Source organism: Fibrella aquatilis (assembly GCF_017353255.1).
Lineage (GTDB): Bacteria > Bacteroidota > Bacteroidia > Cytophagales > Spirosomataceae > Fibrella > Fibrella aquatilis.
In genome coordinates this window covers 20,365-39,641 of sequence record NZ_JAFMYU010000005.1, presented here as the reverse complement: position 1 = coordinate 39,641, position 19,277 = coordinate 20,365, and the positions used below count along the sequence as shown (strand labels likewise).

General features: G+C 54.3%; 14 protein-coding genes. 11 read left to right on the top strand and 3 right to left on the bottom strand.

The features are described from left to right. Positions 1-22 precede the first annotated feature (22 nt). Positions 23-736 carry a ThuA domain-containing protein gene (locus J2I48_RS07860; RefSeq protein WP_207334872.1) on the bottom strand — a complete coding sequence of 238 codons (714 nt, stop codon included), beginning with the start codon at positions 734-736 and terminating at the stop codon, positions 23-25. Positions 737-843: 107 nt separating this feature from the next. Here J2I48_RS07860 and J2I48_RS07855 point away from each other — a divergent pair, with 107 nt between their 5' ends. Next, positions 844-1,284 carry an NUDIX hydrolase gene (locus tag J2I48_RS07855; RefSeq protein WP_207334871.1) on the top strand — a complete coding sequence of 147 codons (441 nt, stop codon included), beginning with the start codon at positions 844-846 and terminating at the stop codon, positions 1,282-1,284. Between the two features lie 36 nt (positions 1,285-1,320). Here the strand turns inward: J2I48_RS07855 and J2I48_RS07850 are convergent, their stop codons facing one another. Beyond that, on the bottom strand, positions 1,321-2,241 hold the full coding sequence (locus J2I48_RS07850) for an AraC family transcriptional regulator (protein WP_207334870.1): 921 nt from the start codon (positions 2,239-2,241) through the stop codon (positions 1,321-1,323). A 188-nt stretch (positions 2,242-2,429) separates the two neighbouring features. On the opposite strand from J2I48_RS07850, the gene J2I48_RS07845 reads away from it, so the two are divergent. Genes J2I48_RS07845 through J2I48_RS07835 form a run of 3 tightly spaced genes read left to right on the top strand, consistent with a single transcriptional unit; the run spans position 2,430 to position 4,991 of the window. Next, positions 2,430-2,831 carry a GlcG/HbpS family heme-binding protein gene (locus J2I48_RS07845; protein WP_207334869.1) on the top strand — a complete coding sequence of 134 codons (402 nt, stop codon included), beginning with the start codon at positions 2,430-2,432 and terminating at the stop codon, positions 2,829-2,831. A 27-nt stretch (positions 2,832-2,858) separates the two neighbouring features. Next, a complete protein-coding gene (gene fdhA, locus J2I48_RS07840) occupies positions 2,859-4,049 on the top strand; it encodes a formaldehyde dehydrogenase, glutathione-independent (protein ID WP_207334868.1) in 1,191 nt (396 codons plus the stop codon). 18 nt (positions 4,050-4,067) lie between these two features. Next, positions 4,068-4,991 (top strand): alpha/beta fold hydrolase, encoded by a 924-nt coding sequence (locus tag J2I48_RS07835; protein WP_207334867.1) that lies wholly within the window; start codon positions 4,068-4,070, stop codon positions 4,989-4,991. A gap of 108 nt (positions 4,992-5,099) precedes the next feature. On the opposite strand, the gene J2I48_RS07830 is transcribed toward J2I48_RS07835, so the two are convergent. Beyond that, positions 5,100-6,515: a high affinity choline transporter 1 gene (locus tag J2I48_RS07830; protein WP_207334866.1), complete on the bottom strand. Its 1,416-nt coding sequence runs from the start codon at positions 6,513-6,515 to the stop codon at positions 5,100-5,102. Positions 6,516-6,600: 85 nt separating this feature from the next. Between J2I48_RS07830 and J2I48_RS07825 the strand changes: the two genes are divergently transcribed. The 7 genes from J2I48_RS07825 (at position 6,601) to J2I48_RS07795 (ending at position 19,270) form a co-directional block, all read left to right on the top strand. Beyond that, on the top strand, positions 6,601-6,972 hold the full coding sequence (locus J2I48_RS07825; protein ID WP_207334865.1) for a SnoaL-like domain-containing protein: 372 nt from the start codon (positions 6,601-6,603) through the stop codon (positions 6,970-6,972). 372 nt (positions 6,973-7,344) lie between these two features. Beyond that, positions 7,345-7,968 (top strand): TetR/AcrR family transcriptional regulator, encoded by a 624-nt coding sequence (locus tag J2I48_RS07820; RefSeq protein ID WP_207334864.1) that lies wholly within the window; start codon positions 7,345-7,347, stop codon positions 7,966-7,968. Continuing rightward, positions 7,955-9,640: a TolC family protein gene (locus tag J2I48_RS07815; protein ID WP_207334863.1), complete on the top strand. Its 1,686-nt coding sequence runs from the start codon at positions 7,955-7,957 to the stop codon at positions 9,638-9,640. Before J2I48_RS07820 ends, J2I48_RS07815 begins: the two co-directional genes overlap by 14 nt. 110 nt (positions 9,641-9,750) lie before the next feature. After that, positions 9,751-10,884 carry an efflux RND transporter periplasmic adaptor subunit gene (locus J2I48_RS07810; RefSeq protein WP_207334862.1) on the top strand — a complete coding sequence of 378 codons (1,134 nt, stop codon included), beginning with the start codon at positions 9,751-9,753 and terminating at the stop codon, positions 10,882-10,884. A gap of 90 nt (positions 10,885-10,974) precedes the next feature. Next, on the top strand, positions 10,975-14,409 hold the full coding sequence (locus J2I48_RS07805; protein ID WP_207334861.1) for an efflux RND transporter permease subunit: 3,435 nt from the start codon (positions 10,975-10,977) through the stop codon (positions 14,407-14,409). Between the two features lie 194 nt (positions 14,410-14,603). Continuing rightward, positions 14,604-17,816, top strand: a complete 3,213-nt coding sequence (locus J2I48_RS07800) for a DUF1553 domain-containing protein (protein WP_229375950.1) — start codon at positions 14,604-14,606, stop codon at positions 17,814-17,816. After that, complete coding sequence (locus J2I48_RS07795) at positions 17,813-19,270, top strand: DUF1501 domain-containing protein (protein WP_207334859.1); 1,458 nt, start codon at positions 17,813-17,815, stop codon at positions 19,268-19,270. Before J2I48_RS07800 ends, J2I48_RS07795 begins: the two co-directional genes overlap by 4 nt. Positions 19,271-19,277 lie beyond the last annotated feature (7 nt).

Genomic DNA, 19,277 nt, shown 5'->3' with positions numbered 1-19,277 from the left:
CTTACGACTTGCTGATTTACGACTACTTCTTCTTCCCCATTGCCCACTGAATACCGCCCAGCAGGTGAGCGACGAACAGGGGTTCTTCGTAGGATTCGTCGGTGTGGCCCATGCCCGTGTAGAACGACCGGCCCCCGTCGAAGGTGCGATACCACGCGATGGGGTGGTTGTCGCCGTTCTTGCCGCCTTCATACGTTTTCTCGTCGAGGTTGGCCAGAACGTGCATTTCAGGTACGATATTCTTGTAGCTGTACCACTCGTCGAAGCGTTTCCAGCGGTCGGGCAACATGCTAGTGGCGGGGTGTTTTTTGTCGAGAACAGCTATCTCAGCATCCTGCTGTTTGGGGTGGCTCAGAAACCACGCCCCGCAAAGCTGATTATACCACGGCCAGCTGTATTCGGTATCGGCGGCGGCATGGATGCCTACATAGCTACCCCCCTGCTTGATATACTGCTCAAAGGCAAGCTGTTGCAGGCTGTCGAGCACGTTGCCGGTAGTGCTCAGGAACACCACCGTCTTGTACTTTTTCAAGTTAGCCAGACTAAACTGGGCAGCATCTTCGGTAGTGTCGACCCGGAATTTGTTAGCGGCTCCCATGGCCATTATGGCCCGTTTGCCCGCCCCGATAGAGGCATGACGGTAGCCTTTTGTTCTGGAGAAAACCAGGATAGCGTCTTGTGCCAGGGCTGTATAGGTGAGAGAACAGGCCAGGAGCATAACCAGTAGCTGTCGCATGGAAAAAGGGAGTTTGTTTTGTTAAAAAGCCTTTTTTTTCGTAGCTTACTGGTATATCCGAATAGAAATGGGGCTGACCAATAGCCCTGGCATACAACCTGTTTTGCATGAAAGTCCGTCCCGCCGTGGTGTTGAGCCGAAATAACGAAGTGCTACTCATGCAGTATCACTATGGCACCACCACCCTCTTTGCCCTGCCCGGCGGCAACCCCGACCCCGGCGAAGACCTCGAAGCTACCCTGGAACGCGAACTGATGGAGGAATTGGGTGTTGAGATTCAGGTCTTCCAGATGCTCTTCTGCGGGGTGGTAACCCGCCCCAACCAACTTGAGGACGTGCTCCACTGCGTTTTTGTGGGCGAAATCTTCGGTGGCGAGCCAATACTCAATGCCGAACACACTACTGCCGCCGCCATTGTCTGGAAACCCATTACCGAACTGGAAGAACTGGCCCTGTACCCCAGCGTAGCCTCGGCCATTCAGGAATACCACGCCGCCATGCTGCCCACTACCTACCTGGGCTACATCGACCAGCCGTATTTTGGGTGATAATAACGAAACCGAGACAATCCAGGAGATACGTTGCTATAATGACTCCGCTGTTTGTTGCCGGTATGTTTTAGGCGTTGTGCCTTCCAGCAACTTAAATAACCGCGAAAAATAGTGGGCATTGTGGAAGCCAACCATGTCGCTTACCTCCCCCACTGTCATGTTTGGGTTAGCTAATAACCTACGGGCCAAACTAATGCGCTCCCGAATAATGAACTCGACCGGCGACAGCCCGAACACATCTTTAAATGATCGAAAAAAGCTAGACTTACTCATGCAGGCTTTCTGGCACAATATGTCGATCCCAATCTTTTCGGTTAAGTGTTCGTGGATGTAGCTGATCACCGCCGCAAACCTGTTGTTAGTGGGTAAGCCATCGGCCATGACCGCCATATTCTGCGTCTGAATAACCCGGATCAGTAAAGACTTGAGGGTAAGGTCGGCCAGAGCGTCTTTGGCCATGTTATCTTCCATACTGATGTTGATGAGGCGGTTCAGTACGTTGGCCAGTTCCCGATTATTATAGAAGTGATACTGACTGAAGTTCAGTTTCCATTCGCCGCTATCGTCTTGCCGGGGATACTGTTCGTTGAGGAACGCCAGCGTCTGCCCTACTACCTGCCAGTCTAGGGCAATGGTGGCACACTGAACAGGGTGTCTGGCATCGGCTTCAGGAAAATCAACCTTCATTGATACCCCTTCGGGCAGGATGACCGTTTCGCCGGGCAGAAAACTGAAACCAGGATTCTGCGATAAATACATCACCTTACGGCCTCGTAACATGCTGGTAATGACCAGTCCGTCGTAAGACAGTACTACTCCGGAACACGGTTTGTAGGTTTCGAAAATATTTAGTTCGCACTGGTTTAACGTAAACACCCGGCGGTTTTCGACCAGTGATGTGCGTGCGTGGGTATCTGACAGATTGATGGATTCCAGAGCGAATTTCCCAGGCATGGCGCAGAAGGTATGGCTGCTGGTTTAACAGGGTTCCCATCGTTTATGTTATGGTCCACTCGCTAGAACTGGATAATAGTAGCACTGATTGGCATTATAGTGTAACCACGCCCCAGGGCAATGCCCATAGTTTTGACCAGGATTTAAACTCCGGTCAATTTATCTTATCACGTTCATCAGTCGAAATCATGGGTATCACGTTAGATCAGGCAGAAGTGGCTATCAAAGCGGCCAAGGCCAAAGCTTTAGAAATCAACACGTTAATGAATATTGCTGTTGTTGACGCCGGGGCCAACCTGGTGGCGTTTGTGCGCATGGACGGTGCCTGGCTCGGCTCGGCTGATATTTCGCAGAAGAAAGCCCGTACGGCCCGCTTCTTCGACATGCCGACCGGTGAACTGGGCAAGCTTTCACAGCCCGGCGGTCCGCTCTTTAACATCGAACATGCTAACGGAGGCCTCATTACGTTCCCCGGTGGTCTGCCCATTAAAAACAGCGCGGGCGAGATCATTGGGGCTGTGGGCGTATCGGGTAGCAGCGTTGAAAACGACCACACCGTGGCGCAGGCTGGTGTAGACGCCATCAGTTAGCCCGAACTTATCTAAATCCCTACAACTATGTGTCAAAATCATGGTGTTGCCTACATCAGCCCCGGAGTGGTTGAGGTACAACAAATCGAATACCCAAAGCTGGCCCTTGGTGACCGTAAATGTGAACACGGGGTTATTCTGCAAATTGTTTCGACCAACATATGCGGCAGCGATCAGCACATGGTACGGGGCCGCACAACGGCTCCGGCCGGGTTGGTGTTGGGCCACGAAATAACAGGACTGGTGATTGAAGCCGGACGCGACGTGGAGTTTATCAAGGAAGGAGATCTGGTGTCGGTACCGTTCAATATTGCCTGCGGCCGGTGCCGAAACTGCAAGGCGGGTCAGACGGGGATCTGCCTGAACGTGAACCCCGGCCGGGCTGGTGCCGCCTATGGGTACGTCGATATGGGCGGCTGGGTTGGCGGTCAGGCCGAATATGTGATGGTACCCTACGCCGACTTCAACCTGCTCAAGTTTCCGGATAAAGACCAGGCAATGGCTAAAATCCGGGATCTGACCCTGCTTTCCGACATTTTTCCGACGGGTTACCACGGCGCCGTTATGGCGGGAGTGGGTCCGGGGTCTATCGTCTATGTGGCTGGGGCCGGGCCTGTGGGGTTGGCCTGTGCGGTATCGTGCCACCTGCTGGGTGCTGCCGTCGTGATCGTGGGCGACATGATTCCTGAGCGGCTGGAACAGGCCAGAAGCTTTGGCTGTGAAACCATCGACCTGCGCAACGAAACTCCGCTGGCCGACCAGATTGCTCAGATCGTTGGCGTTCCCGAAGTCGATTCGGCGGTTGACTGTGTGGGTTTTGAAGCGAAAGGTCACGGTGCTGGAGCCGACGTAGAGCAACCCGCCAACGTGCTCAATGCGGCTATGACTATTACCCGCGCAGGAGGATCCATCGGCATTCCAGGCCTATACGTAACCGGCGATCCGGGAGCCAAAGAGAAGGCTGCTCAGGAAGGAAGCCTGAGCATCCGGATTGGGTTGGGCTGGGCCAAATCGCACTCGTTTTTCACCGGCCAAACACCCGTGATGAAATACCATCGGCAGTTGATGAACGCCATCCTGTATGATAAAGTCCAGATTGCCAAGGCCGTCAATGTGGAGGTAATCAGCCTGGATAAGGCACCGCAGGGCTACCAGGATTTTGACAAAGGAGCCGCTAAAAAATTCGTGATCGACCCACATGGCCTGATCCCGAACTAAACAAACCAGCAAAACAGCATGATAATGAACTACACCCGGCGTGGTACCGGCAAGCCCCTTTTGTTGCTTCACGGCATCGGCAGTTCGCTGCGGACGTGGGACCTTGTGATGGATGGCCTGACGGCTGAGCGCGACGTGATTGCCGTTGATTTACCAGGTTTCGGCCAATCAACGGCCCTGGTTGGGGAAGTCTCCATTCGTACCCTCGCCGACGCGGTAACCGATTTCCTGACCGAACAGAATTTGCTGGGTATCGACGTTGTAGGCAATTCGATGGGTGCCCGGCTGGTACTGGAACTGGCACGGCGGGGTGGCGTGGTAGGTACGGTGGTGTCCCTAGATCCTGGTGGGTTCTGGCAGGGCTGGGAGGTGCCGTACTTCTATCACTCGGTCCGGCTGTCGGCTCAGTTGTCTGAGCGTATTCAGCCATTGCTGCCCGTGCTGGTAGGCAACCCGATCAGCCGAACACTGCTGTTTGCGCAGTTTTCGGCCCACCCCTGGACCATTCCGGCCCCGGTGGCCCTCAACGAGTTTCGGGAATTTCGGCCCACGCCCAGCTTCACGAAACTGCTCGACAGCCTGGCGCATGGTCCTAAACAGGCTGGTGCCCCGGCCGGATCGCTCCGGCATCCGCTGGTGATTGGCTGGGGTCGTCAGGATCGGATCTGCCTGCCCAGCCAGTCGAAGTTGGCCATGTCTTTATTCCCTGATGCGCACCTGCACTGGTTTTCGAATTGTGGTCACGTGCCTCAACTCGACCTGCCGACAGAGACCGTCCGGTTAATCCTGGACGTGACCGGGGGTATGTACGAACCGCAACCTGTTGACAAACAGGAACTGGCACCGTCGGCTGTATCATCTGACAAAGTGCTGCTGGGCGTGGGCATTGCAGTGTTGACAGCGAGCTTGTTTTTTGCCTTTGGCCGGAAGCGATTGGCCTAATGAGCATCACACTGACTGAAGAGCCACAGTCGACATCCAATTAAGTTATGCGTTGTTCCCGCCCGGGGTTGTTCAGTTTTTGAACAACCCCGGGCGGGAACAACGCATTTAAACCCTACCCTTCCACAAACTCCCCACTACCATTGATATGGCGCTGGCAATCAGGCCCCAGAGCATGGGCGGGAAACTGGTTTTGAGCCAGAGACAGAGCACCCACGTGCCGAAGCCCACCACAATAGCCCAAAGGCACCCGCGCAGGTTGGCCCGTTTCCAGTAGATGCCCGCCGTGAGGGGCACAAATAACGATACCAGGCTGAACGCCGACGATTCGCCCACGAGATCAAATATGCTCGTGCTGCGCCCCAGGGTCATGGCTACACACAGGACCGAGATCACCACAATAGCCCATCGAATGGCTTTAAGCAACTGACTGTCAGTAATGTTAGGCCGGGAAAACTTCAGAATATTTTCGCCGAATACTGTGGCCGGGGCCAAAATTGCCCCGCTCGACACGCTCAGGATGGCCGAGGTGAGTGCTCCGAAAAACAGAATTTGTAGCGGCAAACTGCCGTGGCGCATCACCATATTCGGAATAATCAGTTGACGGGTTTGCTCGGCACCGCCAGCTAAGTCGGGGTGTAATAGCCTGGCCGACAGGGCAATAAATAGGGGCAGGGTCGCCACCGTCAGGTAAAGCCCTGAGGCCAGATACGACGCCCGCACCGCCACCGACGCCGACTTGGCCGACATCACCCGCTGGAAAATATCTTGCTGCGGAATGCTACCCAGCCCGATAGTTATCCAGGCGGCAATGTAGGTGGCCCAACCATTGACGGAGGTAGTTGTCGAATCTGTCGCACCGGCGGACCGGCCGGGTATGAACCGGAAGAAACCATCAGGCACCCGCGCTACCACCCCCGTAACACCCCCCACTTGCGGCCACAGCACCACAGCCAGCACCACCAACGCCAGGATGATGATGAGGTTGTGCAGAAAATCGGTGATGGAGATCGACCACATGCCGCCCAGCAGCGTGTAAATCATGACGATGGTGGCGCTTGCAACAATGCCCCAGGCCATAGGAATGCCAATAACCACATTCAGCACAATGCCAATGGCGATGTACTGCGCAGCGATCCAGCTGAAGTAAGACGGAATCATTATGACGGCGCTGAGCAACTCTGCCGATCGCCCAAACCGAATGCGGAAATAGTCGGGAAATGTGGTAATTCCTTCATTATAGAGTGGTTTGGCAAAAAACGCGCCGACCAAAAACAGACAGAGCGCCGACCCAAACGGCTCTTCTATGACGCTTAACACACCCCCTTCCACAAACTTGGCCGGCGCACCCATGATGCTCTCCGACCCAAACCAGGTAGCAAACGTGACCGACGTGGCCAGCGCCAGCGATAGCCCTCTCCCGGCCAAAACGAAGTCCTGCGAAGTAGTCACGCGCCGCGCTGCCCACGCCCCAATGGCTATGTTCGAGAGCAGGTAGAGGCAGATGCAACTAACAAGAACCATGTTTCTTAAGTAACGTCCAAACCGTGCTGACATAGGGTTGTCAGTGGTTGGGTAGAGCTTTGTGGCTCACAAATCAACGAAAGTTATGACAACCCAGGAAGTAGCCAACCGGTATTATGAACTAGCCCAGCGGGGCCAGATTGAACAGATCCAGGATGAACTGTATGCTTCCACGGCCGTGAGCATCGAGTCTGAGAATGAGTCAGACTTACCCATTCGGGTGGTTGGTTTGCCTGCCATGAGGCAGAAGGAACAACAGTATTACCAGCAAGTAGCCGAGATGCACGGTGGGCAGTCGGGTGTACCAATTGTAGCCGGCCGGTTCTTTGCCTGTACGCAAAGCATGGATATTACGCTGAAAGGGCAACCAAGGCGGAATAAAGAACAGGTTTGCGTGTTTGAAGTAATTGACGGCAAGATAGTGAGCGAACAGTTTATCTATAATGACGCTGATTGACAATCGCTTATACAAAACGAGCCACCCTCAGGCGAGTGTGGTTCGTTTTGTATGAACTGACTATTGGTTAAGTAAGCACTATAAATCAGGAAGAAAGATCTCCATTGCTTGTCTGGCTTGTACCCTACTTCATCGTATCAGATGACCCGTCCATCCGAAAAAGATGGCAAATGAGGCATGTCAAAGCCTATGTTTGGGTGTTTATAATCTCTCCGAAAACCAACCTTCGCATTGCGTCGCAAGCAGCCCGATTAGGACAATTCGAAGAACAAGTAGCCGGGGTTAAAGAACTTTTTATAAACGCCGGAAACTTCAAACTTTCTACCAGTTTCCAAAGTTTCGTCTTCAGCATAGCGTGTAGATACGTATGAGATGAAGGAGAAAATTCTGGCCGAGGCCGAACGTCTTTTCTGGAAATATGGCGTTCGTACCATCACCATGGACGACATTGCCCGGCGGCTAGCCATTTCTAAGAAGACGATATATCAGTATTTTACTGATAAGGAAGACATTGTTTATCAGGTAGTTAGTTTTCACATCGAGCATGAAATGACAGAATGTGATCGGCTGCTCGATGGCTCTATGAATCCAGTAGAAGAGATGATGCTGGTATCGGATATGATGAAGCGTAACGCCGATATGATAAACCCCAGCCTACTGGTGGATGTGCAACGGTATTACCCGAAAGCCTGGGATGTATTCCTGCAATACAAGGAAGGCCGCATAATAAACGACATTAAAGCCAACCTGCAACGGGGCGTAGACGAAGGCCTTTACCGACCCGATATTGACTTGGAAACCATGGCCCGGCTTCGTATTGAACTGATTCAGATTGGTTTCGATGATCGCATCTTCCCTAACACCAAAGATGTAATGGCTACGCAGGATCACCTGTTGCATCATTTCATCCGGGGTATTCTAAGTGAACAAGGTTTCACTGTTTATAACACACTTAAAAACAAGGAATACAACTTAAGCGCATATGAAAACAAGTAATACAAATCGACGTCGAGCCTTAGTCTTGTGGATAGCGGCGGGTTGGCTTAGCCTCACAACGCTGGGTGTGGCCACGGCGCAGATACCAACGACAACGACTGGCACACCGGCTACGGGGCAGTCTGCCACGACCGGAGTGCCTAGTAGTGGGGCTGCGGTATCACCGAGTGGGCAGCAACCTGGCTTGCAGCAGCCTGCGGCAGCGGGTGCCGTAGCTCCACAAACTAACCCAACCAATATCCAGCCAAGCACGGCTACCCAACAGCCGGTTAACATTCAACAAGGCTCAACAGCTGTTCCTGCCATCAACTCAGGGCTGGCACCTGCACAAACGGGGCTAACGAAAAATGACCAACCTCCTAGTGGTCAAAACTTTACTCTGCAAGAAGCCATTAACTTTGCGGTCAAACAGAACGTAGCCGTTCGTAATAGTCAGCTTGATGCTGTTAGTTCTGAGGCCCGCATCCAGGAGATCAAATCCAGTGCCCGTCCGCAACTAAGCGTAGGTGGTCAGTTCCAGTTTAATCCCATCATTCAACAGATTGTCATTCCGGCAGGAGGGTTTGGCCCACCAGCTTCATCAACAGCATCGGGGGGGGCTGATGCCGTAACGACAGTCCGGCTCAGCACAAACTTTGTTGGTAACGCTTCGGCGACGTTTAACCAGTTGCTGTATGATGCTGCGTACAAAGTGGGGCTTCGGGCGGCGGCCACCCTGCGGGAGTTATCGCAGCGGAACGTTACTGCCTCGCGTATTACAGTTGCAGAGCAGGTAGCAAAAGCCTATTACGGCGTATTAGTAGCTCAGGAGCGGGCTAAACTACTGGACCTCAACATTAGTCGGCTCGATACATTGCTTCGTGACACACGGGCCTTGAACAAACAGGGGTTTGTGGAAAAGCTGGACGTACAACGGCTTGAGGTACAGGCTAATAACCTCCGGGCTGACCGACAAAATGTAGAAAATCTAATTCAGTTGAGCTACGCTCTCCTCAAATTCCAGATGGGACTGAGCGTCAATGAAGAGATTACGTTGACAGAGAAGTTGCAGGAACGAAACCTCGATGAGTTGCAAGCGTTAATCGCCCCCGACCCAACATTCCAATACAGCAGCCGGATTGAGTTTACCACACTCCAATCGCAGATTGAACTGGCCAGATTCGACATTGAGGGTACTCAGGCAGCGTACTTTCCACGGGTAGCCCTGTTTGCCAATTATGGCTATAACAATGGGCGGAACAACTTTGTGGATATGCTTTCGACAAAGTGGTTCAACTCGTCGGCAGTGGGTTTGCAGGTGTCAATTCCGATTTTCGATGGATTCGCCAAGCGCTACAAATCGCAACAACAGCGCATTACGCTCCAAAAGGCACAGAACAGCGGCGAGTTGCTGAAGAATTCTATCGACCTACAGATCCGGCAGTCGAGCATCACGCTTAACAACGGGTTTCAGACGCTCCAAACCCAGCAGCGCAACCGCGACCTGGCCGCCGAAATCGTGCGCGTAACCCGGATCAAATACAAGGAGGGTGTTGGCTCGAACATTGAAGTACTCAACGCCGAAACCTCCCTCCGCGAAGCCCAAACCAATTATTTCGCCTCCCTTTACGACTTCCTCATCGCCAAAGTGGATCAGGACAAAGCACTGGGACGGCTGTATGTAGGACAATGAACTGATTTACGAATTACGACTTACGATTGGTTGCTCTCGCGTTAACCCGCGTACAAGCGAACTGAGGCGTAAGCGATAAATCGTAATTCGTACATCGTAAATCGTAAATCATGAAGCGCACATATATCATCACTACCCTGCTGGTTACGTTGCTGGCAGCCTGCGGGCCGAAAAAGTCGGACCTGCAAACGAAGAAAGAAGAACTGGCCAAGCTGAAAGGCGAACAGGCCGATTTGAATACCAAGGTAAAAAGCCTGGAAACGGAACTGGCCAAGCTCGACCCCGTCAAGCGTGAAGAAGCCAAAGTGAAAGCCGTGGCGGTGGCACCGGTGGTGGCGGGCACGTTCCGGCACTTTGTGGATTTGCAGGGTACCGTGGACGCCAAAAACAACGTGCAGGTGTCGCCAAAGGGTGCGGGTGGCGTAATTACGGCCATGTATGTGGTAGAGGGCACACCCGTGCGGGCTGGTCAGGCCATTGCTAAACTGGATGACCAGATCGTTCGTGAGTCGCTGGCCGAGGTACAGACGCAGTTATCACTGGCCAACACCGTCTATGAGAAACAGGCCAACCTCTGGAAGCAGCAGATTGGTACCGAATTGCAGTACCTGCAAGCCAAGAGTAACAAGGAGTCGCTGGAGCGGCGCATTGCTACGATTAAAGCCCAGTTGGGTCAGTCGGTGGTAACGGCACCTATCTCGGGTGTGGTTGATCAGGTAGTGGGCAAAGTAGGGCAACCTGCCGCACCAGGCATGGGCATTGTGCGAATCGTGAACCTGTCGCGGCTGAAGGTAGTCGCCAAAGTAGCCGATACGTATTCGGGTACGGTGCGCAAAGGTGACCCGATCCAGATCACGTTCCCCGACATCAAGAAGCAGATCAACGGCACCATCACGTTTGTCTCTACGTCGGTTGACCCGCTGAGCCGGACGTTTACCATCGAGGCCTCGCTACCGTCTGATAATGCCCTGAAACCGAACATGCTGGCACAGGTTAAGATCAACGACGCCTCGAAGCCAAACGCACTGGTAATCAACCAGAACTTGATTCAGAATACGGAAAACGGCCAGCTGGTGTATGTGGCCGTAGCCGAAGGCAACAAGAAAGTGGCGAAGGCGAAGAAAGTGACGACGGGCCAGAGCTACGGCGGCCAAATCGAGATTACGCAGGGCCTCAGCGCCGGTGACCAGCTCATCACGCAAGGCTACCAGGAAGTGACAGACGGACAAACGATTTCTTTTTAAAGACGCTGGACGCTGGACGCTGGACATTGGATCTGCACGCTGCATCATCTTTTGTCCAGAGTCTAGCGTCCAACGTCCAATGTCTCTTTTATGAAATTCACAGACTACAAAACCCTCGGCTTCACCAACTGGTGCGTTGAGAACAGGACGGCGATTTACATCTTTACGTTCCTGATTACCCTCGGTGGGTTGTTTGTCTATAACAACCTGCCCAAGGAGCAGTTTCCGGACATCAAGGTCCCGACGGTGATTATCCAAACGGTGTATTTCGGTACGGCCCCCGCCGATATTGAAAACACGGTGAATAAACCCATCGAGAAACAACTGAAGTCGATTACGGGCGTGAAACGGCTGAAGTCGAATTCGTTGCAGGATTTCTCGCTCATAACCGTCGAATTCAACCCCGACGTGAACGTGGCCGAGGCGCTGCAACGCGTACGTGACGCTATCGATAAGGCCCGCCGTGACCTGCCACAAAAGCTCGATAGTGGTCCCACGGCGCAGGACGTGAACTTTTCGGAGTTTCCGATCATGAACATCAACCTGGCGGGCAACTTTTCGCTCAACCAGTTGAAAGAGTACGCCGAAGACATGCAGGACGCCATTGAGGCCATGCCTGAAATCAGCCGCGTGGATATTGTGGGTGCCCTAAAACGCGAAATTCAGATCAACGTAGACTTGTCCCGGATGCAGAGCACAGGCCTGACGTTTTTCGACATTCAGAGTGCCGTGCAGGGCGAAAACATCAACGTGTCGGGTGGTGATCTAGACGTTGACGGCGTGCGCCGTACCCTGCGTGTGAAGGGTGAGTTTACGGGTGTAGATCAGATCCGCAACCTGCAAATTCGCTCGGCAACCGGGGCCACCGTGCGTCTCGGCGACGTGGCCGACGTGCAGGATAGCTTTGAAGAGCAGCAGGATTTTGCCCGGCTCGATAATAAGACCGTCGTAACGCTCAACGTGATCAAACGCGCCGGGGCTAACCTGCTGTCGGCATCAGAGCGGATCGAGAAAACCATTGACGAGTACAAAGCCGACCGCTTCCCGCAGGGCCTCGACATCAAAATCACGGCCGACCAGAGCGAGCGGACCAAAGAGAACGTCAATGACCTGGTAAACACCGTGGTGCTGGGCTTCATCTTTGTGGTGCTCGTGCTGATGTTTTTCATGGGTGTGCGCGATGCCATCTTCGTGGGTTTGTCGGTGCCACTGTCGGCGCTGGTGGCCTTTGTGCTCATGCCCGTGCTGGGGCCGGTGGTGGGCACGGCGTTCACACTCAATACCATCGTGCTGTTTGCCTTTTTACTAGGGCTGGGGTTGGTGGTCGATGACGCCATTGTGGTGATCGAAAACACGCACCGACTCTTCAATCAGAATAAAGACTGGACTATTCAGCAGGCCGTGAAAGCGGCGGCGGGCGAGGTGTTCATCCCCGTATTTTCGGGTACGCTGACCACCATCGCGCCGTTTTTCCCGCTGTTGTTCTGGCCGGGTATTGTGGGCGAATTCATGAAATTCCTGCCCCTGACGCTTATTCTGACCCTTTTCGCGTCGCTGTTTGTGGCCTACGTGATCAACCCCGTTTTTGCGGTATCATTCATGAACCGTCATGACGACGATAACCACGAAGACAAACAGGGCTTTGCCGAAATTAAACGTCCGCTGATTATTTTGGGGGTACTGGCCGTGATTGGTTATCTCATTGACCGGGGCATCGGTAACCTGTTTATACTGGCTATCCTGCTCTACGTCTTTAACCACTACGTGCTCACGCCCCGCCTGATTGTACCCTTCCAGGAGCGGCTGTTACCCCGGCTGAAAAATGGCTACCGGAAGCTGATTTCGTTCCTGCTCACGGGCTACCGGCCCGTTTGGACCGTGGCGGCGGCGTTTGGTTTGCTCGTGATGACGTTTTTCCTGTTAGGAGTGTTCCCACCCAAAGTGATTTTCTTCCCCAGCGGCGAACCTGATTATATCTACGTCTATAATGAGATGCCCCAGGGTACCGACGCCACCGTAACCGACTCGGTGACGAAGGTGATTGAGAAGCGGGTGTATAAAGTCTTGGCCGATAACAAAGCTGAACACACCGTAAACTCGGTGATCTCAAACGTAGGAAAGAACGCCGGTGATCCCCAAAACCCCGACCGCAATGCCACGCCGCAGAAATCGAAGGTAACGATTGCGTTCAAAGGCAACGAGGAGCGCGAAGGCATCTCGACCGATTCGCTGTTGAACAAAGTGCGTATTGCCATGCAGGGTATTCCGGGCACGGAGATTTCTGTGCAGCGCGAAAGCAACGGGCCGCCCACTGGTAAGCCTATTTCGGTGGAAATTGCGGGCGACGACTTTGTGGTGTTGCAGAAACTGGAAAACCAGATTCGGCAGCGTATCCAGGCGGCGGGCGTACAGGGTATCGAGAAACTGAAGTCAGACCTGGTGACCAACAAACCCGAAATTGTGCTGAACATCAACCGGGAAAAAGCTGAGCGTGAGGGTATTAGTTCGCAACAGGTGGCCTTCAGCATTCGTACGGCCCTGTTTGGTACCGAGGTATCGAAATTCCGCGATGCCAAAGATGAATACCCCATTATGGTCCGTTTGCGGAAAGACAACCGCAGCCAGATTGAGCGGCTGCTTAGCCAGAATATCGTGTACCGCGATATGAACAGCGGCGGTGCACTACGGCAGGTGCCGCTGACGTCGGTGGTGGATATCCAGTATTCAACCACGTTTAGCCAGATCAACCGCAAGAATCAGAGCCGCCTTGTCACGCTCAGTTCCGACGTGGTGGGGGGCTACAACGCCAACCAGATTGTGGCGCAGATTCAACAGATCGTCGGCGATATCGACGTGCCCAACGGGTACACCGTGAAGATGGGTGGTGAGCAGGAAGATCAGCAAGAGTCAATGAACTTCCTGGTGTCGGCGTTCGGTATTGCCATCCTGATTATCTACCTCATCCTGGCCACGCAGTTCAACTCGGTGGTGAAGCCCTTTATCATTTTCACCACCATTTTGCTGTCGCTGATTGGGGTGTTCCTGGGCTTCATGATCACGGGCAAACAGTTCTCGGTCATCATGTCGGGCGTAGGGATCATTGCCCTGGCGGGGATCGTGGTGAAAAACGGTATCCTGCTGATCGAGTTTATCGAAGAGCTACGGGGCCGGGGCATACCCACGCGTGAGGCCATCATCGAAGCTGGTGGCACCCGTCTGACGCCCGTATTGCTTACGGCGGCGGCGGCGGTGCTGGGTTTGGTACCCCTAGCCTTCGGTATCACGGTCGATTTTGTCAGCCTCTTCCGCGACTTCAACCCGCATATTGTTATCGGTGGCGACAGTTCGGTGTTCTGGAATATTCTGGCCTGGACCATCATCTACGGTCTCACGTTCTCTACCGTGCTGACGCTGGTGATTGTACCGTGTCTTTACTGGATCAACGAGCGCGTCCGCGACAAGTGGTTCCGCAAGGGCGATAGCACAATGCAGCCCGTTGCGCAGGAAGAACCCGCTGAGGTGTAACGGCTTGTCACAAACAAAAAAGGCTCTCAACGCGCGTTGAGAGCCTTTTTTGTTTGTGACAAGGATGAGTTGCCGTGCTGCCGGTGCCTTGAGATTTGGCCAACAGGTTCAGAATCAATGGCCAGATAGGGTAATCGCAGCGCCTGGCTACCTTTCTCTGTGACAACGGATTATGAAAATTATACCCAATGCCTATGCAGACGTTATGCCAGTTTATGGGTGGGCTGCTGGGACTGTTGCTGATCGGGTTGCAAGGGTGCGGGGTTGATAAACCCGCCGAGATAGCCCGGTTCGACGCGGTGCTACCTCAGCAAATAGACTACAACCTGCACGTAAAACCCATCTTGTCGGATAAGTGCTTTTTCTGCCACGGCCCCGACAAAATGGCCCAAAAAGCCGGGCTGGAATTAGCCACGCCCGAAGGTGCCTACGCCACCCTGAAAAAAGCCCGCCATAAGCACGCCATCGTTCCCGGCGATCTGGCCGACTCAGAAGTATATAACCGGCTCATTACCAAGGATAATGACCTGATGATGCCGCCCAAATCGTCGAATCGGGTGCTGTCTGATTATGAGAAAGCGGTGATCTGTAAGTGGATTGAGCAGGGGGCCGAATACAAACCGCACTGGGCGCTCATTAAGCCCGAAAAACGCGCCTTACCTGACATCAGCAACACTATCTGGCCCAAAAACGGCATCGACTATTTTGTGCTACAAAAGCTGGACGAAAAAGGGCTGAAACCGTTGCCGGAGGCAGACCGCGAAACGCTGTTGCGACGAGTGAGCCTCGACCTGACGGGCCTGCCGCCTACCGTGCCCGAAATCGACGCTTTTTTGGCCGACAAAGCGCCCAATGCCTACGAAAAGGTGGTGGATCGGCTCCTGAAATCGCCCCATTACGGCGAAAAGATGGCCATCGACTGGCTTGACGTAGCCCGCTTTGCCGATACCCACGGCTACACCGTAGACCGCTACCGCCCCGTTTGGCCCTACCGCGACTGGGTCATCAAGGCGTTCAACCAAAATATGCCCTTCAACCAATTTGCCACCTGGCAACTGGCGGGTGACCTGCTGCCCAAACCCACGCGCGACCAACGAATTGCCACGGCCTTCAACCGGATGCACGCGCAGAACATGGAGGGCGGTATCGTGAATGAAGAGTTTCGGGTCGAATACGTGGCCGACCGGACCAACACCCTCGGCACGGCTTTTCTGGGCATGACCGTAGAGTGCGCCCGCTGCCACGACCATAAGTTCGATCCCGTTTCGCAGAAAGATTATTTCAGCCTGTTCAGCTTCTTCAACAACGTAGACGAGGCCGGGCAAATCTCTTGGGACGATGCCATGCCCGTGCCAACCATGCTGCTGACCGAGGCCCGGCATGACAGCCTGCTGGCTTATCTGGATGCCACCATCAAAACCACCGAACAGCACCTGGCCACTACGGCACAAACCGAAAAAACAGCCTTTGCTGAATGGCAGACGGGGCAGAAAAACACGTGGACGTTCGACCCTAAAAATGGCCTGCAGGCCCGTTTCACGTTTGATAAACTGGTGGCGAAAAAATTCGTCAATGAACTGTCGGTGAAAGACAAAGGCAGCGTGGTCGACCCGGTGCTGGTGCCGGGCAAGCAGGGGCGGGCGTTCCGTTCCAACGGCGACGATATTCTGGACCTTGGATCGGTCGGCATCTTCAACCGGGCGCAGGCTTTTTCGGTGGGGGTATGGGTCAATATTCCTAACGAACTGAACAAGGGCGTGATTTTCCACAAAGGGCAGGGCGACATACTCTACAATTTTCGGGGCTATTTTCTAAACCTCCGCGACGGCCACGCCGAACTGCTTATGGCCCACACTTGGCCCTACAACAACATCTTGAAAGTGAGTCAGTTATCCCTACCCAAACAGACCTGGGTACACTTGCTGATGACTTACGACGGGTCGAGCCGGGCGAGTGGGCTGAAGCTGTACGTGGCGGGAAAAGAGATGCCGATGATGACCGAGAAAGACAACCTCTACAAAGATATTGTCTGGCCCGTGGGCAAAAGTATGACTGGCAAACAGCCCGGTTTGCAAATTGGAGCCGACATGCGGGGCACAGGTTTCAAAAATGGCCTCGTCGACGAACTGCTGGTGTACGGCCGCGAACTGACCGCCCCCGAAGTAGCCCTGCTGGCGCAGTTTCCAGGCGAAATGAAACCTATTTCGGGATCAATTACCAACCCTAACGCCTTGTATCCGTACTACTTAGCCACGGTCTCTGGCCCGTATCGGCAACGGCGGACGGAACTATTGACGCAGCGTGCCGAACGCAACCGCGTGGTGGAGGATATTCCCGAAATGATGGTCATGGACGAGTTGAAAAAGCCTCGTCCGTCGTTTATTCTCAAGCGCGGCGTGTATGATGCGCCTGGCCAGCGGGTTCAGCCCGACGTGCCGAATCAGCTTTTTCCTTTCGGCAACAATCTGCCAAAAAACCGTCTTGGCCTGGCCCAATGGCTCTTTCAGCCCGACCACCCGCTCACGGCGCGGGTAGTCGTGAACCGATATTGGCAACGGTATTTCGGCGTTGGACTGCATAAAAACGCCAACAACTTTGGCAATCAGGGTGGCTTGCCCACGCACCCCGAACTGCTGGATTGGCTGGCCGTTCAGTTCAGTCACGATATGCACTGGAACGTGAAAGCCATGCAACGCCTCATCGTGCTCTCGGCCACCTACCGGCAGTCGTCGCAGATAACGCCCGACGGACTGAAAAAAGATCCGGAGAACACCTGGCTGGCGCGAGGTCCGGCGTTCCGGCTGCCCGCCGAAATAGTACGTGATCATGCCCTGGCCAGTAGCGGATTACTATCGCCAAAGCTGGGTGGTCCCAGCGTAAAGCCCTATCAACCAACGGGTTTATGGGCGGTGAATAACGCCGTGTACGAACCTGATTCGGGCGAAAGCTTGTACCGCCGCAGCCTGTACACCTTTTGGAAACGCACCAATCCGCCCCCGTCTATGAATACCCTCGACGCACCCTCCCGAAGCTATTGCGTGGTGCAACGACAAAAAACCAGCACCCCATTGCAGGCGCTGGTTCTCCTCAACGACCCACAGTTTGTGGAGGCTGCCCGCGTTATTGCTGAGCGGGTATGTACTGAAAAAGCCGCCCTCAACGACCGCATTCGCTATGCCTATCGCCTGCTCACCGCCCACCAACCGTCGGTGAAGGAGTTGGCCATTTTAACCAATCTGTACGAACACGAACGGGCGTTGTTTGCCCGAAGCCCGGCCAACATGAAAGGCTGGCTCCACGCCGGGGCACATGCCATGCAAACCCACACGGATGCCCCCACGCTGGCCGCCACCACCGTTGTAGCCAGCACAATCATGAATTCGGATTCATTTATTACACGACGATGAACCACGACCAACAACTTACGGACGCGCTGAATCGGCGGTCGTTCCTGACGAAAACTTCGTTGGGACTGGGTACACTGGCGCTGGGGTCATTGCTATACCCCGATAAGCTGTTTTCCAGTCCTCAAAAGGCGGTAGAACAGAGCGGTGTGCTGGGTGCGCCCCACCATATCCCGAAAGCAAAACGGATTGTCTACCTGTGCCAAAGTGGTGGACCCAGCCAGTTGGAACTGTTCGATTACAAACCCATGCTCGAAAAAATGCATGGGCAGGACTTGCCCGCTTCGGTCAGGAAAGGGCAGCGGCTCACGGGTATGAGTGCTTCGCAGGCTACGTTGCCACTGGTAGGATCACCTTACAAATTTGCGCAACATGGCCAAAGTAGGGCCTACGTGAGCGAACTGCTACCTTACACCAGTCAGGTGGTAGACGATCTGTGCTTCGTGAAATCGATGTATACCGAGCAGATCAACCATGACCCGGCGCTGACGTTTTTTCAGACGGGCAACCAACTGGCCGGTCGGCCCAGTATGGGGTCGTGGGTGAGCTACGGACTGGGTTCCGAGAATGAAAACCTGCCTGCGTTCATCGTGTTAGTGTCGAACAATGCGCCGCAGGACCAGCCACTCTATGCCCGGCTGTGGGGCAACGGATTTCTGCCGTCTAAACACCAGGGCGTTCAGTTCCGCGCGGGGGCCGATCCGGTGCTGTACCTTAACAACCCGGAGGGCTACACCAAAACCGACCGCCGGGCCATGCTCGACGCCCTTAATGAACTGAACCAGGCGCAGGCCGAGCAGGCGGGTGACCCCGACATTGGCAACCGCATTGCGCAGTATGAGATGGCCTTCCGCATGCAAACCTCCGTGCCCGACGTCAACAACCTGTCCGACGAGCCAGACTGGGTGTTCGATCTTTACGGTCCCGATGCCCGCACACCCGGCACCTTTGCTGCTAACTGTTTAATGGCCAGACGATTGGTAGAGCGCGATGTGAAATTTGTGCAACTCTATCATCAGGGTTGGGACCAGCACGGCAACCTGCCGTCGGGGCTGACCAAGCAATGCAAAGCCACCGATCAGGCGTCGGCGGCGCTGGTGCAGGACCTGAAACAACGCGGCCTGCTCGACGACACCGTTGTAGTTTGGGGGGGCGAATTTGGCCGGACTAACTATTCGCAGGGCAAGCTGACCAAAGATAACTATGGCCGCGACCACCACCCCCGCTGCTTTACGGTCTGGATGGCGGGAGGCGGCATCAAACCTGGCATCACGTATGGCGAAACCGATGAGTTCGGCTACAACATCGCCCACAACCCGGTCCACGTCCACGATTTTCAGGCCACGCTGTTGCACCTGCTGGGTATCGACCACGAGAAACTCATCTATGAATACCAGGGGCGGCGATTCCGGCTAACCGATGTGGCTGGTAAACTGGTGAAGGGGATGCTGGCGTGAGGCCCGA

Bases quoted from the DNA above. Each gene is read 5' to 3' on its own strand.
- J2I48_RS07860 (WP_207334872.1), bottom strand. From the start codon at position 736: ATGCGACAGCTACTGGTTATGCTCCTGGCCTGTTCTCTCACCTATACA.
- J2I48_RS07855 (WP_207334871.1), top strand. From the start codon at position 844: ATGAAAGTCCGTCCCGCCGTGGTGTTGAGCCGAAATAACGAAGTGCTA.
- J2I48_RS07850 (WP_207334870.1), bottom strand. From the start codon at position 2,241: ATGCCTGGGAAATTCGCTCTGGAATCCATCAATCTGTCAGATACCCAC.
- J2I48_RS07845 (WP_207334869.1), top strand. From the start codon at position 2,430: ATGGGTATCACGTTAGATCAGGCAGAAGTGGCTATCAAAGCGGCCAAG.
- fdhA (WP_207334868.1), top strand. From the start codon at position 2,859: ATGTGTCAAAATCATGGTGTTGCCTACATCAGCCCCGGAGTGGTTGAG.
- J2I48_RS07835 (WP_207334867.1), top strand. From the start codon at position 4,068: ATGATAATGAACTACACCCGGCGTGGTACCGGCAAGCCCCTTTTGTTG.
- J2I48_RS07830 (WP_207334866.1), bottom strand. From the start codon at position 6,515: ATGGTTCTTGTTAGTTGCATCTGCCTCTACCTGCTCTCGAACATAGCC.
- J2I48_RS07825 (WP_207334865.1), top strand. From the start codon at position 6,601: ATGACAACCCAGGAAGTAGCCAACCGGTATTATGAACTAGCCCAGCGG.
- J2I48_RS07820 (WP_207334864.1), top strand. From the start codon at position 7,345: ATGAAGGAGAAAATTCTGGCCGAGGCCGAACGTCTTTTCTGGAAATAT.
- J2I48_RS07815 (WP_207334863.1), top strand. From the start codon at position 7,955: ATGAAAACAAGTAATACAAATCGACGTCGAGCCTTAGTCTTGTGGATA.
- J2I48_RS07810 (WP_207334862.1), top strand. From the start codon at position 9,751: ATGAAGCGCACATATATCATCACTACCCTGCTGGTTACGTTGCTGGCA.
- J2I48_RS07805 (WP_207334861.1), top strand. From the start codon at position 10,975: ATGAAATTCACAGACTACAAAACCCTCGGCTTCACCAACTGGTGCGTT.
- J2I48_RS07800 (WP_229375950.1), top strand. From the start codon at position 14,604: ATGCAGACGTTATGCCAGTTTATGGGTGGGCTGCTGGGACTGTTGCTG.
- J2I48_RS07795 (WP_207334859.1), top strand. From the start codon at position 17,813: ATGAACCACGACCAACAACTTACGGACGCGCTGAATCGGCGGTCGTTC.